The following is a 17,156-nucleotide window of genomic DNA, read 5'->3' on the forward strand; positions in this document are numbered from 1 at the left end:
GCGCTCAGGCGCTTTCGCCTTCGAGGATCTCGGCGAGATCCTCCCCGCTCGAACACGGCGCGATCTCGACGATGATGTCGTCTGCCACCAGGGCCTCGGCCTCCGGCTCCCAGTATCCGAAGGCGATCCCGTCGCGGTAGATGCGAAGGCCACGGCCGCCGGTTTCCAGTTCGGAGAGCGGGCGTCCGACCTCGGTCTGGCGCACCGGGCGCTCGATCAGCTGGACGCGGCCCGTGACGCTGGCGAGGTCGGCAAGGTATTCGGCAATATGCGCGCCCTGCGCACTGCCGGCGAGAAGCAAGCCGGTGAAGCGCACCGGGTTGATGACATTGTCCGCCCCCGCCTGCCGCGCAAGCAGCTCGTTATCGGCAGCGCGCACGACCACGCTGATCGGCGTTTTCGGGGCGAGGTGGCGAACGGTCAGCACGATCAGGATGCTGGCATCGTCACGTCCGGCGGATACCAGCACGGTGCGCGCCTTGTCGATCTTCACCGCGATCAGGTTCTCGTCGCGGCTGGCATCGGCGGTCATGACGTTACAGCCCATCGCCTCGGCCAAGGCGAGACGTTCGGAATTACCATCGAGCACGACGATCGAGCTGGGATCGGTTCCCCGTTCGATCAGCTCCGCCACGGCTTCCGAACCGCTGACGCCGAAGCCGAGGACGACCACGTGGTTTTCCAAGCTTTCCTGGATACGGTTCATGCGCCATTTCTCCCATGTGCGCTTGATGACGAAATTGTAGGCGGTGCCCACGAAGATGAACAGCACCAGCACCCGCACCGGCGTCACGATCAGCCCTTCGACCAGCCGCGCGCGGTCGCTGACCGGGGCGATATCGCCGAAGCCGGTGGTCGTGATCGATATCATCGTGAAATAGATCACGTCGAGGAAGCTGACCTCACCGTCGAGATTGTCGACCAGCCCGTCGCGATCCCACCAGTGGATCATGATGACGACGAAGATCAACGTCGCCGCGGTGCCCAGGCGGATGCCGACATCGGCCCATACGGGCAATTTGACCGCGCGGCGCAGCGGTTCGCGCTGCAACTGGGCGTTGGACTGGGACAGGCGCATCAGTCGTCGCTGTCGCCGAGGAAGGTTGCGGGATCGACCGGGCGGCGATCCTTGCGGATTTCGAAATGGAGTTCGGGGCGCTCGGCCGTGCCGCTTTGCCCGCCGAGGCCGAGCCGCTCGCCGGCGCGGATCGGCTCGCCCTTCTTAACGGTGATCGAGCCGAGATGGCCGTAGACCGTGTGGAAGCCACCGGGATGTTCGATGACTACCAGATTGCCGAACCGGCGCGGTTCTTCCCCGGCGAAGATCACCGTGCCGCTGGCCGCCGCGCGGATCATGTCGCCCTCCCTCACGGCGAAGTCCCAGCCTTCGTGGCCGCCGCCGTCGGGCCGCCGGCGCCAGTCGAGCAGGACGGTGCCATCGTGCGGTCGGCGGAAATGCGGGCGTGAGGGCGCGGCGGCGCGCTGGGCCCGCGCGCGCGGGATGACGGCGGGAATGATCAGCCGCTGGCCGACCCTTATGGTGCCGTCGGCGCCAATATTGTTGGCGGTGCGGATCGCGCTCCATGACACCCCGTAGCGGTTGGCGATGCCTAGCCCGGTTTCGCCCGACCTTACGCGGTGGATGCGCTGGCGCGGGATCACCAGCTTCTGGCCGACGCGCACGCCATAGGGTTCGGCGATGCCGTTCGCGGCAGCGATCACGCTCATCGAAACGCCCGCGTTCTCGGCAATCTGGCTGAGCGTTTCGCCGGGCTTCACGACGTGTTCTGTCTCGGTCGCAGGATCGCCCATTGCCAGCAGCAGCGGCGCTGCAAACAGCATGGCAAGGGCGCGGCGCATCACTCGTAACGCTCCGCCAGGGCGGCGAGCGACGCCTCGTGCGTCAGGTCGAGCTGTAGCGGGGTCACCGCGACATGTCCATCGGCCATCGCCTCCAGGTCGGTTCCGTGATCGAGCGTGTGTTCGATCGCGTGCAGGCCGAACCAGTAGTACTTTAATCCGCGCGGGTCACGCCCTTCGACCACGGAACCGCGTGAATAATCATGGAAACCCTGCCGCACGATGCGGATGCCGTTGATCCGGTCGGCGGCGAGCGGCGGGAAATTCACGTTGACCAGCGTGCGTTCGGGGAAGGGCGTGCCGAGCAGCGGGCGAAGGACCTTTTCGCCCCATTGTTCTGCTGCATCGAAAGCCGCATGGTCGCTGTCGCGGTTGAGCACCTGGCTCAGCGCGATGGAGCGGATACCGGCCAGTGCGCCTTCCATGGCGGCCGACACCGTTCCCGAATAGGTGATGTCGTCGCCCAGGTTCGCGCCGCGATTGACGCCCGACAGGATCAGGTCGGGCTTCTTGTCTTGCAGAATGGTGCGCAGCGCCAGCATGACGCTGTCGGTGGGCGTGCCGGTAACGGAATAGCGCCGCTCGCCATGCCGGCGCAGCCGCACCGGCTCGTTGAGCGTGAGCGAGTGACCCGCGCCCGACTTTTCCTCTGCCGGAGCGCACACCCACACATCGTCGGACAATTGCGCGGCGATCTTCTCCAGCACCGCGAAGCCCGGCGCATTGATCCCGTCGTCGTTGGTCAGGAGGATCCTCATGCCGGGTCGAGCCGCCCGATGCCGCCCATGTAATTCACCAGCGCTTCGGGCACGGTCACGCTGCCGTCCGCCTGCTGGTAATTCTCCAGCACCGCCACCAGCGTCCGCCCGACCGCGAGGCCAGAACCGTTGAGCGTGTGAACGAATTCGGTCTTCTTCTCGCCTTCGGGGCGGAAGCGCGCATTCATGCGGCGGGCCTGGTAATCGCCGCACCAGCTGATCGAGCTGATTTCGCGGTAGGCCTGCTGCCCGGGCAGCCACACCTCCAGGTCGAAGGTCTTCTTCGCCGTCGCGCCCATGTCGCCCGTGCACAGCAGCATCGTGCGATAGGGCAGGCCGAGCGCCTGCAGCACGGCCTGGGCGCTTTCGACCATGTGCGCATGCTCGTTTTCCCACTGGTCGGGGCGGCAGATGCTGACCAGCTCGACTTTTTCGAACTGGTGCTGGCGGATGAAGCCGCGCGTGTCGCGCCCGGCCGCGCCCGCTTCGCTGCGGAAACAGGGGGTCAGCGCGGTCATGCGGATGGGTTCTGAGAGATCGCCGACGATCTGTTCGCGCACCGCATTGGTCAGGCTGACTTCTGCCGTGGGGATGAGCCAGCGATCGTCGGTAGTGCGGAACAGGTCGTCCGCGAATTTCGGCAGCTGGCCGGTGCCGAACACGGCCTCGTCGCGGACCAGCAGCGGCGGCGCGCATTCGGTGTAGCCGCGCTCCCCGGTCTGGTGGTCCAGCATGAATTGCGCCAGCGCGCGGTGCAGCCGGGCCATGCCGCCGCGCAGGAAAGTGAAGCGCGCACCGGATATCGCTGCGCCGGTTTCGAAATCCATGCCGAGGGCGGGGCCGATGTCGGCGTGCTCCTTCGCCTCGAAGTCGAACGCGCGCAGTTCGCCCCAGCGGGCCACTTCGACATTGTCGTCCTCGTCTGCGCCGTCCGGCACCTCGTCCGCCGGGATGTTGGGCAGGCCGGCGAGCGCCCGGTCGAGCTCTTCCCCCGCGGTACGCGCAGCTTCGTCGAGCTGGGGCATCTTCGCCTTGAGCGCGCCCACTTCGGCCTTCAGCGCCTCGGCCTTGGCGCTATCGCCCTGGCCCATCGCCTGGCCGATCGCTTTCGATGCTTCGTTGCGGCGGCTCTGCGCGTCCTGCTGCTCGGTCAGGATGGAGCGGCGCCGCGCATCCAGCGCCAGAATTTGCTCGGCCACGGGATCGACCCCGCGGCGGGCGAGGGCAGCATCGAAGGCGGCGGGGTCGGAGCGGATCTGGGCAATGTCGTGCATGTCGCCGCGGCCTATGGCGCGAAACGGGGCGGCGCTCAAGCGAGCAGGCGGTGCGGGAGCGATGCAAAACGGAACCGAAAGGGCCGCAAGCCGTTGTTCGGGCAAAGGAGAATTCACAATGATTGGCAAGATCGTCGCCGCATATCTCGGCTCGAAAGCAGCAAAGGAAACCAGCGCCCTGGGAGGCTCGACCGGAGCGGCATTGGGCGTGGCCGCCACCGCGCTTATCAGCCGGATGAGCTTGCCCGCGCTCGCCGCCGTCACCGCCGGCGGTTACCTCGCGAAGAAGCTGGCGGCGAAGGGTAAGCAAACGCCCGCCCGCGCACCGGCAACCGATACCACCGGCCGGGCCGGCACGGAGTTCAAGGCCGTCGCCTGATCCAGCGAAATTCGAACAGGAAGCGCCTCGGCCAGCGCCGGGGCGTTTTCGTATATGGCCGGCATGTCCGGGGAGTGGTGGGCGCGGCAAGGAGTGAACTTGCGACCCCATCCGTGTGACGGATGAGGATAACGGAAATCTGCGGTTTCTGGAAGTGAGAAAAGCTAACAAAAACAATATCTGATGCCCGCCGATGTTCGCTGCTGTCCACCCAAGTTTTCATGTTTTTTTTCATGGATTTTAGGATGGCGATTCCGAATGCCAGATAAGCAATGGCCTGCTTCGCTACGCCCTACGGGCTCCGCTACGCAGCCCATTGCTTCAACCGCGCTTAAGCGCAAAACAACCGCCCGGCTCTAATCCCAGCTGGGGGTCACGTCATAGCCCTTGCCGCTGAACGCTGATGGCGTCGGCGGCGATCCATCGCCATGGACCGCGCGGGGGGTCTTTCTTTCGATGGAGCTTGCCGCCCACCGAGACTGCATCGGCCACTGTCCGACTGCACGATCGCCATTCGAGACGTCGCTCACGTTGGCGCCGCACCCGCGCAGATGCTGCACCAGGCAGGGGCGCAATTGCTGGTGTCCGATGTCAACGCCGCCGCGGCAGCGCGGGTGGCCATCGCGACCGGCGACACCGTCGTTGGTGCCGCCGGCATCCTCTCGGCCAAGGCGGACATATTCGCTCCCTGTCCGCCGTGTGCCGAGGGATCATGTATTCGTCTGGTCGGCCGGCACATCACTCGGCAAGTTGGCCGCGCCCGTTTTTTCGGAGCATGCCAAACCTTCAGTGCCAAGACCGTAACAGGTCATGGACACTGAACCCATCGAATAGCCGCGCACCAGCGGATCAAGGGTTTCGTTGCGGGCAACCGCCATTCCGGCAAGATAAAGCAGCGGAACGAAATGGTCGGGCGTGGGAACCGCCGCGGCATAATCGGGATGCTCCACAAGGCGCAGCAGATCGCCCGGGTTTTCTGCCAGTTGGCGAACCGCTGCTTCGTCGAAACGCTCTGCCCAGTCGAACGCAAAATCGGGCTGGTTCCAGCGCACGGCTCGGAGGTTGTGAACGACATTTCCGCTAGCGACCACCAGGACGCCGCGGTCTTGCAAGGCTGCCAGTCTTGCGCCAAGGTCAAGATGATAGCTCAGCGGCTTGAGCGCGTTGATCGAGAGCTGCACCACCGGGATGTCGGCCTCAGGGTAGAGGTGCGCGAGCACCGACCACGTTCCGTGATCGAGACCCCACTGATCCTGGTCGAGACCCACCCACTCGGGCTTCACCAGCTCAACGATCTCTTTCGCGAGGTCCGGATCGCCCTTGGCCGGATATTCAAAGTCGAACAGCTCCTGTGGGAAACCGTAGAAATCGTGGATTGTGCGAGGGCGTGCCATGGCCGTCACCGCCGTAGCACCGAAATACCAATGTGCAGAAACCACGAGGATCGCCTTGGGGCGGGGCAACTCACGCCCGAATGCCCGCCAGGCCGAGGTGTAGCCATTGCTCTCGAGCGTGTTCATCGGGCTTCCGTGGCCGATAAAGAGTGCGGGCATCCGATCCATAAAAAGACTCCTAGTGGTTCACCTTGCTGCAAGAAGGCTTGCGAAGGATACTTCACGCGCCAGTGGCAGGCTCAACGAGTTTAAATTCGGCTTCCACCGCCGATCCGGTTTGCGCTCTGTTCCTTCGAGCGATAATATCGTCATCTGATGCTAAAGCATCTCGAGCGGACGGCGGTCGCGTGGCCTGGGAAATGCCGCGTCGAGTTTCGCAAGCTGAGCGTCGGAAAGAACGATATCGGCGGCCGCACGGTTCTCCCGCACATGGGCGACTGAACTCGCTTTCGGGATGGCGATGAGACCATCTTGCCGCAACGTCCACGAAAGTGCGACCTGCACAGGGGTTGCGCCAACCTCGGCTGCAATTTTGTCGAGAGCGGGGTGGGTAGAAAGTCGTCCCTGCTCGACTGGACTATACGCCATAACCGGTATGTTATGCTCGGCGAGCCACGGCAGCAGGTCCAATTCGGGGCCTCGCCGGACCAGATTGTAGAGGATCTGATCGGTCACGCAGTCATCCCCGCCCGCAGCGACAAGCTCTTCCATATCGTCGGTATCGAGATTGCTGACACCCCAGTGCCGGATCTTTCCTGCCGATTTGAGCGCCTCCATTGCCTCCAATGTCTCAGCGAGCGGCACCGATCCCCGCCAATGGAGCAGGTAGAGGTCCAGCCGGTCGGTGCCCAGCCGCTTCAGGCTCGCCTCGCACGCACCGGCAAGGCGGGAGCGCGATGCGTTCTGCGGATATGCCTTGCTGACGAGGAACAACTGGTCGCGAACGCTGCCCAGCGCCTCGGATATCAGCGTTTCCGCCGCACCATCGCCGTACATTTCGGCGGTATCGATGAGCGTCATGCCCAGTTCGACACCGGCGCGTAGCGCGGCGATCTCATCGGATCGGCGCTCGGCACGTTCGCCCATCTTCCAGGTGCCTTGACCCATTGAAGGAACCACTTCCCCGCCGGGCAATGCCACGTGTTTCATGTGCTTTCGTCCTATGAGATGAGTTCGACTGTTCGGTCGCGGGAGGCGGATTGGCAGATGACAACCAAGTAACGATCATATCGCGGCCGGCCATCGATCGAGTGCCATTTTGGCGATAGAGAGCAGCTCGTCGATCGTAGCGCCGTCGCGCGCCTGAACGGACATGCCTTCCATGACCGTATTGATGAATTTGCCTAGCACGGCCGGATCGGTGTTGGCCGCAAGCTCGCCCTGCGCGGCGCCGCGTTGCAGACGCTCGATCAGGAAGGCCTCCGCTGCGAGACGCTTGTCGCGCAGCAGGCATTCGATGGCGGCGGATGCCGGCGAAACGGCTGCCGCTGCCGAATACATGAAGCAGCCGGCCGGCGTTCCAGGTTCCGAGAATGATGACGCCGCTCGTTCCAGCAAGCCTTTGACGGCCTCGTAGGTGGACAACGCCGGATCGTTGATGGGTGCATAGAGGTGGACGCTGAACGTCGCGCCGTAGCGCTCGATCACCGCCGCAAACAGCCCCGCCTTGTTGCCAAAGGCTGCATAGAGACTGGCGGCGGCGACGCCAGTCTCCGCCACCAGATCGGCCATCGATGTCGCCTCGTAGCCGCGCTGCCAGAACAGCCGCACCGCCTTCCGGCTCGGTGCAGGATTGAAACTCCCCCCCTGTATAGTATGCTGGAGCTATTTCTCGGGGAGACGCGATGCCACATTCACCAGAGGACAAGAAGCGCGCCATCACACGCTTGCGGCGTATCAAGGGTCAGGCGGACGCACTGGAACGCGCGATCGAAGCGGGGGCCGATTGCGCTCCCCTGCTGCAGCAAATTGTCGCCATGCGTGGTGCGACAAATGGACTGATGGCAGAAGTGATGGAGAGTCATCTCAGGGAAACATTCGGTGCGGGCGCAGATCGGGCGGTCGGAGGCGAAGGTGCCGATCTCGATGACGGCGTGGAGGGCGTCATGAAGATTCTGCGTACTTATCTTAAATGATAATTTCAGGCGCATTTTCCTGCCCGTGTTCTCCCGCACTTGGAAGCCAGCCCCTACTGCTGCCTTCTCTGGTTTGAGATCCTCGACAGGACACCTCTTGCATACTGGCAGGGAGTATGACAAAGATACTCCCTGCCAGTATGAGAATGTCGACGAATTTGCGCTGACGCAACGGCCTCGCACCAGCAACCAGTTCAACTCAACGAGGGTATCCCAACATGAAATCTCGCGCCGCTGTAGCCTTCGAGGCGGGCAAGCCACTCGAAATCGTCGAGATCGATGTCGCCCCACCCCAAAAAGGCGAAGTCCTCATACGGGTGACGCACACCGGTGTGTGCCACACCGACGCATACACGCTGGAGGGGAGTGATCCGGAGGGTGTTTTCCCGGTGGTTCTGGGCCACGAGGGCGCGGGCATCGTTGTCGAGGTCGGTGAAGGCGTCACCAGCGTCGTGCCGGGCGATCACGTGATTCCGCTCTACACCGCCGAGTGCGGCAAGTGCGACTTCTGCCTGTCGGGCAAGACCAACCTGTGCGTCGCTGTCCGCGAAACGCAGGGCAAAGGCTTGATGCCCGATGGGACCACCCGCTTTTCGTACAACGGTCAGCCCCTCTATCATTACATGGGCTGTTCAACCTTCAGTGAATATACTGTCGTCGCCGAAGTCTCGCTCGCCAAGATCAATCCCGAGGCAAATCCCGAGCATGTCTGCCTGCTCGGCTGCGGCGTCACGACCGGCATCGGCGCAGTCCATAATACCGCCAAGGTCCAGCCCGGAGACTCGGTCGCCGTGTTCGGACTCGGCGGCATCGGCCTCGCGGCGATTCAGGGTGCGCGTCAGGCGAAGGCGGGTCGCATCATCGCCATCGACACCAATCCGTCCAAGTTCGAGCTGGCACGCCAGTTCGGTGCGACCGAGTGCATCAATCCCAAGGACCATGACAAGCCCATCCAGCAAGTGCTGATCGAGATGACGGGCTGGGGCATCGATCATACCTTCGAGTGCATCGGCAACGTCCACGTCATGCGCGCCGCCCTTGAATCAGCGCACCGTGGCTGGGGTCAGTCGATCGTGATCGGCGTTGCCGGCGCGGGCGAGGAAATCTCCACCCGCCCATTCCAGCTCGTCACTGGCCGCGTATGGAAGGGGTCAGCTTTCGGCGGCGTCAAGGGACGGACAGAGCTCCCCGGCATGGTCGAGGACGCGATGAGAGGCGATATCGATCTGGCCCCGTTCGTAACCCACACGATGGGTTTGGAGGAGATCAACGAGGCCTTCGAACTGATGCACGAAGGCAAGTCGATCCGCTCGGTCATTCACTACTGACCCGCCGATCCGAAGCGGCGCGAGGCGGCCGGATTGACAACTCGGCTGTCATCATGGCCCGACCAAGGCCATGCTGACGCGCGCTCCGGCGAATGGGCCACGCGTCGAAAAGCATTCATCTGTTATCCGACTGTGATGAACCACGGGACGCACCGGCGTATAGGGCAGGAAGACTGAATTGAAGAGCAAGGATATTAACGCGACGACGCCGGCCACCGATCATGGGCATGCGAGGCCGCCTGCTTGCGTGCAGGTTCGCGGCGCGCGCCAGAATAACCTCAAGAATATTGACGTCGATGTACCGCGCGACGCCTTCGTGGTGTTCACCGGCATATCGGGCTCGGGCAAGTCATCGCTCGCGTTCGGCACCCTCTATGCCGAAGCCCAGCGGCGTTATCTGGAATCGGTTGCGCCCTATGCCCGTCGCCTGATCGACCAGGCCGGGGTTCCGGAAGTCGACGCGATCGACGGTTTGCCGCCTGCGGTCGCGTTGCAGCAGCAGCGCGGCTCGGCCAACGCGCGATCCTCGGTCGGCAGCGTGACGACGATCTCCAGCCTGGTGCGGATGCTCTATTCGCGCGTCGGCGAATATCCGCGCCATCAGCCCATGCTCTATGCGGAGGATCTCTCCCCCAACACGGTCGCCGGCGCCTGCCCGACCTGCCACGGCATCGGGCGCGTCTATGACGCGACCGAAGAAACGATGGTTCCTGACGACAGCCTCACCATTCGCGACCGGGCGATTGCCGCCTGGCCGACCGCCTGGCATGGCCAGAACCTGCGCGATATCCTCGTTTCGCTCGGCTATGATGTCGATACGCCGTGGCGCGACCTGCCGGAAAAGGATCGCAACTGGATCCTCTTCACTGAAGATACGCCGACGGTGCCGGTCTATGCGGGCCTGACGCCCGAACAGACCCGGACGGCGCTCAAGCGCGGCATGGAACCGAGCTACCAGGGCACCTTCACCGGCGCGCGCCGTTATGTGCTGGAAACCTTCGCCAACACTAAGAGCGCGCTGATGAAGAAGCGCGTCTCGCAATATATCATCGGCCGCGATTGCCCGACCTGCGACGGCAAGCGCCTGAAGCGCGAAGCCCTGTCCGTGAAGTTCGCGGGCCTCGACATCGCCGAGTTCGGCGACCTGACGGTGTTGAAACTCCGGGACTTGCTCACGCCCGTCGCGCATGGCGAATACGGGGGCGCCGCGGCGGTCCCGAAGGGCCATGTCCTCGGCAAGGCGGCCCGCGATGCGGCGGTCGAACGGCGAGTCGCGGCAGGAGGTTCGGCGCACAAGGCTGCGCCCGACGTGCGCCGCACGCCCAATCTCTCCGACGAGAAGCGGGTCGCCGCACAGCGTCTCGCCTGCGAATTGATCGAGCGGTTGGAGCCGCTGATCGATCTTGGCCTTGGCTACATTTCGCTCGACCGCAGCACGCCGACGCTCTCCTCCGGAGAGCTGCAACGCTTGCGGCTTGCCACGCAATTGTCGTCACAGCTTTTCGGCGTGGTCTATGTGCTTGACGAGCCTTCGGCAGGGTTGCACCCGGCAGATGGCGAAGCCTTGCTCACCATCCTCGAGCGTCTCAAGGCGGCAGGCAACTCCCTGTTCGTCGTCGAACATGATCTCGACGTGATCCGCCGCGCGGAATGGCTCGTCGATGTCGGGCCAGGAGCCGGGGAAAAGGGCGGTGAAGTCCTCTACAGCGGGCCGATAGAGGGGCTTGCCGAAGTCGAGACCTCGATCACCCGCCGCTACCTGTTCGCAGAGCCGCTCCGCAGTGAGCGCACGCCGCGCGATCCCAAGGCATGGCTACGCCTGGAAGGGATCAGGCGGAACAATCTCCATGGTCTCGACGTGGAGTTTCCCATCGGCTGCTTCACCGCTGTCACCGGCGTTTCGGGATCGGGCAAATCCAGTCTTGTCAGTCAGGCGCTGCCCGAGCTCGTCACGGAACACCTCGGCGGCTCCCCCGTGACCGAGGAGGAGGATATCGATCCGCTGCTCGATGTTGCGCAGAACGACACTGAAGGACGCATTGTCGCAGGCATGGAGCATGTTCGCAGGCTGGTGCGCGTCGATCAGAAACCGATCGGCCGCACGCCGCGCTCGAACCTGGCCACCTACAGCGGCATGTTCGACCATGTGCGACGGATCTTCGCTGATACGCCGCTCGCCCGCCGGCGGCATTACAGCCCGGGAAGGTTCTCGTTCAACGTCGCGCAAGGCCGCTGCCCTGTGTGCGAGGGCGAGGGATACGTCATGGTGGAGCTGCTGTTCCTGCCGAGCGTTTTTGCCCCGTGCTCGACCTGTCATGGCTCTCGCTACAACCCGCAAACGCTCGAAGTCGAATGGAACGGGCGCAATATCGCCCAGGTGCTCGAACTGACGGTCGACGATGCGTGCGATTTCTTCGCTGGCGAGGCATCTGTGATACGCTCCCTCGACGTGTTGCGGGAGATCGGTCTTGGCTATCTGAGGCTCGGTCAGCCGGCGACCGAGCTGTCTGGCGGGGAGGCGCAGCGCATCAAGCTTGCGACTGAACTGCAACGCGCTCAACGCGGCAACACGATCTACATCCTCGACGAGCCGACTTCGGGGCTCCACCCCTCCGATGCGGACCGGCTGATGCAACACCTGCAGGGCCTCGTAGACGCCGGCAATACCGTCGTAGTCGTCGAACATGACATGCGCGCCATCGCCCAGGTGGACTGGATCATCGACCTGGGACCGGGGGCCGGGGAAGACGGGGGCCGTATCGTTGCCAGCGGCGTTCCTGGCGTCGTTGCGGAAGCGGAAGGCAGTCTCACCGCACGCTATCTGAAGGCTGCACTGTAGGTCGTAATCTGGCCGAACGCACGTTCGATCAGGTGTATCTCAACCACACGGTGGAATGGGTCGAACCTGAAAGCGGGAGCCGGCGATATGACACCGCGGTTGACGCGGCTCAGGGTTTAAGTGCCGCAGGTGCGCCGTGTACGTGTGATACGCGGCGTGGCGGACGGCCAATCGCTGACCATCCGCCACGCTTGCTTTGTCCGGACCTTCTCCATGGAGAGCGCCCTCACATGGTTCGTCGAAACGCCCCGTCTTAATTCCCTGCTGCGATTTCCTCGACGAGCTTGGCACAGAAGGGGGGCAAATCATCGGGATCGCGGCTGGTAACAAGGCCGTTGTCGACCACGACTTCCTCATCGGTCCATGTACCGCCGGCATTCTCGATATCGACCTTCAGCGTCGGGTAGGACGTCAAGGTGCGACCCTCGAGCACGTCCGCCTCGATCAATGTCCAGGGTGCATGGCATATAGCCGCGACAGGTTTTTTCTGATCGAAGAAAGCCCGGATGAAACCGATTGCCTCGTCGCTGCCGCGCAGCTTGTCGGCACCGACGGTCCCTCCGGGCACGACAAGTCCGTCGAAATCGTCGGCTTTGACATCGGAAAACGTCTTGTCGATAGTATAGCTGCCGCCCTCGTCGAGATCGCCATTGACTGTGCGAGCCTTGCCCGATTCAAAACTGACCACGGTCACTTTGCCACCAGCGTCCTCGACAGCTTGCTTGGGCTTCGAGAATTCTGGTTCTTCCGTCCCGCGGGGTGCGATCAGAATGGCGACCGATTTGCCTTCTAAAGTCATAATTTATCTCCTATTCCGTCCAAGATTGAGGTCAGGTGCCCGGCTTGAGCACGACCTTCGTCCAAGCAGCATCGTGCTCGTCGAAATGCTTGAAGGCGCCCGAACCCGCCGCCGTCGACTCAGCCGGTGCCGCCGCGCTCCAAGGCTCAGCCGTGCGCGAAAGCCTGCGCCGCCGCCTCGGCCACGGCCTGATCCTGCTTGCCGGTGCCGCCCGACACGCCCACCGCGCCGATCACCGTCTCGCCCTCCTTGATCGGCACGCCCCCGGCGAAGATCATCACCTTGCCGTCGTTGGAGGCATGGATGCCGTAGAAGTCGGCGCCCGGCTGGGCGAGCTTCGCCAGCGCCTTGGTCTCGACGTCGAACGCGCGCGCCGTCCACGCCTTGCTTATCGCGATGTCGACGCTGCCGCGCCACGCATCATCCATCCGCGCAAACGCCAGGAGGCAGCCGCCCGCGTCCACCACCGCGATGTTCGACGGGCTGCCGATCCGCTCGGCCTCCGCGATCCCCGCATCGATGATCGTCCGCGTGTCGTTCAGATCGAGTGTCTGGATGGTGTGCATGGCGTGTCTCCTTGGCCAGTTCGGGGAAAGCTGTTCAGCGCACGCCGCCGCGCCCGCTTTCGCCCACGCGGGCGAAGAGAGCGACGTGCGAGGGTGCCGACCGCTCCGCTATTTCGCGGCCAGCAGGGTGAACTTGTGGATTTGCGGCGGTTCGGAAAACAGTTCGTCTGCCTTGTCCATCAGTGCGGCGGCAACCTTGCCGTCAAGATGGGCCTGCCGATCCTCCTCCGTGTCGAACGTATCGAAGATCGCGTACGCACCGGGACCTTCCTCGATCGCGTACCAGGTCTGGGTGCCCGGCTCAGCTTGAACGAGCGGCAATGCCGAGGTCAGGAAATCGGCGACATCGCGCTCTTTTCCGGGCTTGGCCTTCAGCGGTACATACAGGGCGAGTTTGGGCATAAATTATTCCTCAAGTGAAACGGACAGATATTATTCGGCAAAGTAACGGACGAGCGGGCCGCTACGTTCCCCACGAGGCGGAGCACACGCGGCCCCGCCTCCTCGTCGAAATCAGAACTCCTGTGCGGTCGGCCGGATGACGATTGCGTTGACGTCGACATCATCAGGTTGTTCGACAGCGAACGCGATAGCACGCGCCACCGATGCCGTCGGGATGGCCTGCTTGTAGAAGTCCAGCACCGTTTCGGCAGCCGTGCCGGATGTCGTGAACTTCAGATCGCTTTCGACAGCTCCAGGCTCGATTGACGTGACCCGGACCTTTTCCCCCACCTCGTGGCGCAAGCCCTCGCTGATCGCGCTGACGGCGAACTTGGTACCGGAGTAGACCGTGCCGCCCGGTGCGAAGACCTTGATGCCCGCAACCGAGCTCAAGTTGATGATGTGACCGCTGCCCTGCTCGAGAAAGCCGGGAAGCGCCGCCGCGATGCCGTAGAGCGTACCCTTCAGATTGACGTCGATCATCTGGTCCCACTCGTCGGTGTTGACCTCGGCCATCGGACGGATCGGCATCAGGCCGGCGTTGTTGATCAGCACGTCGAGGCGGCCGAAGTCGGCAATGATTGCGGCGACGACGGACTGGACCGCCGATTTGTCGGTCACGTCCAGCGCGTAGCTACGTGCCGTGCCGCCGTTTGCGGCGATGTCCGCAACGACCTCGTCGAGCCTGTCCTTGCGCCGCGCGGCGATGGCCACCTTCGCGCCGCGTTCGGCGAGAAGACGCGCGGTTTCCGCGCCGATGCCGCTGCTGCCGCCGGTAATGAGAACGACCTTGCCTTCGATACCCTTGGTCATGTTTGTATTCCTTCAAGTCAGTTGTTGATTTTTTTTTGCCGGATCGCGGCCCCGCGCCATTGCGGGAAGTTGACGAAAATGCGCCCGTTGGGGGCGACGGTCACTTCAGTCGGCATCGCGCCATCGAAGGTCGCGACCTGTTCGATCTGGGGCGCGGATGCACCCTCGCGGGTCGTCGAGCAGGCGGCAAGCGAGAGGGCAGCGCCGGCGGCAAGAAGCAGTTTGACGGAGATTTTCATGGGATCATTTCCTTCAGAATGCGGCCCGCTTCGTGGGGCTCGGACCGGAGATATTGCGGGGGCGCCTTTACCGATGCGCCAAGCGCGGCGGCGGCGTGCCAGGGCCAGCGCGGATCCCACAGCGCAGCGCGGGCTATCGCTATGGCGTCGGCATGCCCGTCTTCGAGGATGCGCTCCGCCTGGTGCGGATCGGTGATCATTCCGACCGTCACGACAGGCATAGCGACCGCGTCCTTGACAGTCCGGGCCAGCGGCACCTGATAGCCAGGGCCGACAGGGACCTGCTGGCGCGGGTCGAGCCCCCCGCTGGAAACGTGGATCGCCGCGCAACCGCGCCGCTCCAGCTCCTTTGCCAACAATGCGGTTTCCTCCGCCGTCCAGCCACCTTCGACCCAGTCGGTCCCGGAAACGCGGACGGTCACCGGGCGGCCAGCCGGAAACGCTTCGCGCACTGCACCGAACACTTCGAGCGGGAACCGCATCCGGTTCTCGAGGCTGCCGCCGTAGTCGTCGCCGCGCCGGTTGGAGATCGGCGACAAAAATTGGTGCAGCAGATAGCCATGCGCGGCGTGGATCTGGACGGCTTCGATGCCGAGCCTGCCGGCACGCCGGGCGGCATCCGCGAACGCATCCCGGATGCGGGCAAGCCCTGACTTGTCCAGTTCGACAGGGGGATGGTCGTCCGGAGCGAAGGGAATGGCGCTGGGTGCCACGGTCTGCCAGCCATTCTCCGCATCGGGTGCGATCTGCGTTCCGCCGTGCCACGGCTTGGCGCAGCTCGCCTTGCGGCCGGCATGGGCCAGCTGGATGATCAGCGGCATGTCCGACCAACGGCGCACACTTTCGAGCACGCTTCGCATCGCCGCTTCGGTACGGTCATCGTACAGGCCGATGTCACCGTAGGTAATGCGCCCTTCGGGGCTGACCGCGGTCGCCTCTATCGTCAGCGCGCCCGCGCCCGATAGCGCCAACTGGCCGAGATGCATCTGGTGCCAGTCGGTCATCGCGCCGTCGACTGCCGAATACTGGCACATCGGGGCGATGACGATGCGATTGGCGAGCCGCAGCCCTCCAACCTCAATCGGTTCGAACAATTTCGCCATCACCATTCGCCCGTGTTGGGCATGGAGGCCCAGGGTTCGGCCGGAGTCTTGTGTTCGCCCTTCTGCAGCAGTTCGATCGAGATCCCGTCCGGCGAGCGGACGAACGCCATGTATCCGTCGCGCGGGGGGCGATTGATCGTCACGCCGCCCGCCTGCAGCCGCGCGCACGTTTCGTAGATGTCGTCGACCCCGTAGGCGAGATGGCCGAAGTTTCGGCCGCCCGTGTATTTCTCGGCAGCGCTGCCATCCTCGGGCGGCCAGTTGTACGTCAGCTCGACCTCGGCATCGCCCTGCTCGCCGTCGCCGCGGAAATCCTCGTCGGCGGCAAGGTAGATCAGCGTATAACGCCCGGCCTGGTTCTCCATGCGCCGGGTTTCCTTGAAACCCAGCAGCGTGAAGAACCGGATAGCCGCCTCGGGATCGGCGACGCGCACCATGGTGTGGAGATAGCGCATGATCAGGCGACCTTGTCCTTGAGGGCTTCCATCACGAGTTCCGCGGTGCGGGTAGCGCTGGCGGGGTTCTGGCCCGTCACCAGATTGCCGTCGCGCAGGGCAAACGGGGCAAAATCGGGGCCGCCCTCGTGCTTGCCTCCAAGTTCCTTGAGGCGCGTTTCGAGCAGGAACGGCACCGCCTGATCGAGGCCGACCGCGCGCTCCTCGCTGTCGGTGAAGCCCGCGACACGGCGGCCTGCGACGAAGGGCGTGCCATCGGCCTTCTCCGCGGAGACCAGCCCCGCCGGTCCATGGCAGACGGCGGCGACGATCTTGCCCTCGCGGTCGAAGCGCTCGACCAGGCGAGCCAGCTCGTCGCTACCGGGGTAATCGAACATAGTGCCGTGGCCGCCCGGCAAGAACAGCGCGTCGTAGCCGGCGGGATCGATACTGGTGAATACCGGGGTGCTGGCAACCTCGGCCTTCAGGGCCTCGTCCTTCAGATAGCGCTCGACCGAAGCGTCGTTCTCGCCGTCGGCGTTGACGCTACGCTGGTCGACGGGGATGGCGCCGCCCTTGATCGAGGCCAGCGTCACCTCGGCGCCCGCATCGCGGAAGGCATAATACGGGGTGGTAAGTTCCTCGAGCCAGACACCCGTCGGTTCGGTGCCGGGGGTCATGCGGTCGGCGGAGGTGGCCACCATGAGAATGCGGGTCATCGTCAATTGTTCTTTTCCATTAATGTCGGGGACACGAGCAAACGCAACCGGCGCAGCCGCACCCGCCACAAAGAA

Annotated in this window: 19 protein-coding genes; 4 read left to right on the top strand and 15 right to left on the bottom strand. The window is 63.9% G+C overall.

The features are described 5' to 3' along the window. Positions 1 to 4 precede the first annotated feature (4 nt). From QQW98_RS07895 to serS, 4 genes are read right to left on the bottom strand one after another with little or no spacing between them, the layout of a single operon-like run. Complete coding sequence (locus tag QQW98_RS07895) at positions 5 to 1,078, bottom strand: potassium channel family protein (RefSeq protein WP_290134437.1); 1,074 nt, start codon at positions 1,076 to 1,078, stop codon at positions 5 to 7. Continuing rightward, positions 1,078 to 1,860: a M23 family metallopeptidase gene (locus QQW98_RS07900; RefSeq protein ID WP_290136900.1), complete on the bottom strand. Its 783-nt coding sequence runs from the start codon at positions 1,858 to 1,860 to the stop codon at positions 1,078 to 1,080. Before QQW98_RS07900 ends, QQW98_RS07895 begins: the two co-directional genes overlap by 1 nt. Further along, complete coding sequence (gene surE, locus QQW98_RS07905; protein ID WP_290134438.1) at positions 1,860 to 2,618, bottom strand: 5'/3'-nucleotidase SurE; 759 nt, start codon at positions 2,616 to 2,618, stop codon at positions 1,860 to 1,862. The genes QQW98_RS07900 and surE overlap by 1 nt, the downstream gene beginning before the upstream one ends. Next, positions 2,615 to 3,892, bottom strand: coding sequence for a serine--tRNA ligase (gene serS / locus QQW98_RS07910; RefSeq protein WP_290134439.1), 1,278 nt, complete (start codon positions 3,890 to 3,892; stop codon positions 2,615 to 2,617). The genes surE and serS overlap by 4 nt, the downstream gene beginning before the upstream one ends. 118 nt (positions 3,893 to 4,010) lie before the next feature. On the opposite strand from serS, the gene QQW98_RS07915 reads away from it, so the two are divergent. Then, positions 4,011 to 4,271 (top strand): hypothetical protein, encoded by a 261-nt coding sequence (locus QQW98_RS07915; protein ID WP_290134440.1) that lies wholly within the window; start codon positions 4,011 to 4,013, stop codon positions 4,269 to 4,271. Positions 4,272 to 4,981: 710 nt separating this feature from the next. Here QQW98_RS07915 and ygiD read toward each other — a convergent pair. The 3 genes from ygiD to QQW98_RS07930 all read right to left on the bottom strand — a co-directional run bounded on the left by ygiD (position 4,982) and on the right by QQW98_RS07930 (position 7,435). Continuing rightward, entirely contained in the window at positions 4,982 to 5,833 is an 852-nt protein-coding gene (gene ygiD / locus QQW98_RS07920; protein WP_290134441.1) for a 4,5-DOPA-extradiol-dioxygenase, read from the bottom strand. Between the two features lie 150 nt (positions 5,834 to 5,983). Then, positions 5,984 to 6,814 (bottom strand): aldo/keto reductase, encoded by an 831-nt coding sequence (locus QQW98_RS07925; protein ID WP_290134442.1) that lies wholly within the window; start codon positions 6,812 to 6,814, stop codon positions 5,984 to 5,986. 75 nt (positions 6,815 to 6,889) lie between these two features. After that, positions 6,890 to 7,435, bottom strand: coding sequence for a TetR/AcrR family transcriptional regulator (locus QQW98_RS07930; protein WP_290134443.1), 546 nt, complete (start codon positions 7,433 to 7,435; stop codon positions 6,890 to 6,892). Positions 7,436 to 7,509: 74 nt separating this feature from the next. On the opposite strand from QQW98_RS07930, the gene QQW98_RS07935 reads away from it, so the two are divergent. From QQW98_RS07935 to QQW98_RS07945, 3 genes are all read left to right on the top strand, one after another. Continuing rightward, the gene (locus tag QQW98_RS07935; protein ID WP_290134444.1) at positions 7,510 to 7,800 is read left to right on the top strand and encodes a metal/formaldehyde-sensitive transcriptional repressor; all 291 of its coding nucleotides are present in this window, start codon (positions 7,510 to 7,512) and stop codon (positions 7,798 to 7,800) included. A gap of 218 nt (positions 7,801 to 8,018) precedes the next feature. Beyond that, the gene (locus QQW98_RS07940; RefSeq protein WP_290134445.1) at positions 8,019 to 9,128 is read left to right on the top strand and encodes an S-(hydroxymethyl)glutathione dehydrogenase/class III alcohol dehydrogenase; all 1,110 of its coding nucleotides are present in this window, start codon (positions 8,019 to 8,021) and stop codon (positions 9,126 to 9,128) included. A gap of 247 nt (positions 9,129 to 9,375) precedes the next feature. Continuing rightward, positions 9,376 to 11,967: an excinuclease ABC subunit UvrA gene (locus QQW98_RS07945; RefSeq protein WP_290134446.1), complete on the top strand. Its 2,592-nt coding sequence runs from the start codon at positions 9,376 to 9,378 to the stop codon at positions 11,965 to 11,967. 253 nt (positions 11,968 to 12,220) lie between these two features. Here the strand turns inward: QQW98_RS07945 and QQW98_RS07950 are convergent, their stop codons facing one another. The 8 genes from QQW98_RS07950 to QQW98_RS07985 all read right to left on the bottom strand — a co-directional run bounded on the left by QQW98_RS07950 (position 12,221) and on the right by QQW98_RS07985 (position 17,081). Continuing rightward, entirely contained in the window at positions 12,221 to 12,766 is a 546-nt protein-coding gene (locus tag QQW98_RS07950; RefSeq protein WP_290134447.1) for a type 1 glutamine amidotransferase domain-containing protein, read from the bottom strand. 146 nt (positions 12,767 to 12,912) lie between these two features. Continuing rightward, positions 12,913 to 13,332: a GlcG/HbpS family heme-binding protein gene (locus QQW98_RS07955; protein ID WP_290134448.1), complete on the bottom strand. Its 420-nt coding sequence runs from the start codon at positions 13,330 to 13,332 to the stop codon at positions 12,913 to 12,915. Between the two features lie 108 nt (positions 13,333 to 13,440). After that, on the bottom strand, positions 13,441 to 13,734 hold the full coding sequence (locus QQW98_RS07960) for a putative quinol monooxygenase (RefSeq protein ID WP_199556348.1): 294 nt from the start codon (positions 13,732 to 13,734) through the stop codon (positions 13,441 to 13,443). Positions 13,735 to 13,845: 111 nt separating this feature from the next. Further along, entirely contained in the window at positions 13,846 to 14,586 is a 741-nt protein-coding gene (locus tag QQW98_RS07965) for an SDR family oxidoreductase (protein WP_185885968.1), read from the bottom strand. A gap of 17 nt (positions 14,587 to 14,603) precedes the next feature. Next, positions 14,604 to 14,825: a hypothetical protein gene (locus QQW98_RS07970; RefSeq protein WP_290134449.1), complete on the bottom strand. Its 222-nt coding sequence runs from the start codon at positions 14,823 to 14,825 to the stop codon at positions 14,604 to 14,606. Continuing rightward, entirely contained in the window at positions 14,822 to 15,928 is a 1,107-nt protein-coding gene (locus QQW98_RS07975) for an NADH:flavin oxidoreductase/NADH oxidase (protein ID WP_404800783.1), read from the bottom strand. Before QQW98_RS07975 ends, QQW98_RS07970 begins: the two co-directional genes overlap by 4 nt. Then, positions 15,928 to 16,386, bottom strand: coding sequence for a VOC family protein (locus QQW98_RS07980; RefSeq protein WP_290136901.1), 459 nt, complete (start codon positions 16,384 to 16,386; stop codon positions 15,928 to 15,930). Before QQW98_RS07980 ends, QQW98_RS07975 begins: the two co-directional genes overlap by 1 nt. Continuing rightward, complete coding sequence (locus QQW98_RS07985; protein WP_290134451.1) at positions 16,386 to 17,081, bottom strand: type 1 glutamine amidotransferase domain-containing protein; 696 nt, start codon at positions 17,079 to 17,081, stop codon at positions 16,386 to 16,388. The genes QQW98_RS07980 and QQW98_RS07985 overlap by 1 nt, the downstream gene beginning before the upstream one ends. Positions 17,082 to 17,156 lie beyond the last annotated feature (75 nt).

Source organism: Alteriqipengyuania flavescens, assembly GCF_030406725.1.
Lineage (GTDB): Bacteria > Pseudomonadota > Alphaproteobacteria > Sphingomonadales > Sphingomonadaceae > Alteriqipengyuania_B > Alteriqipengyuania_B flavescens.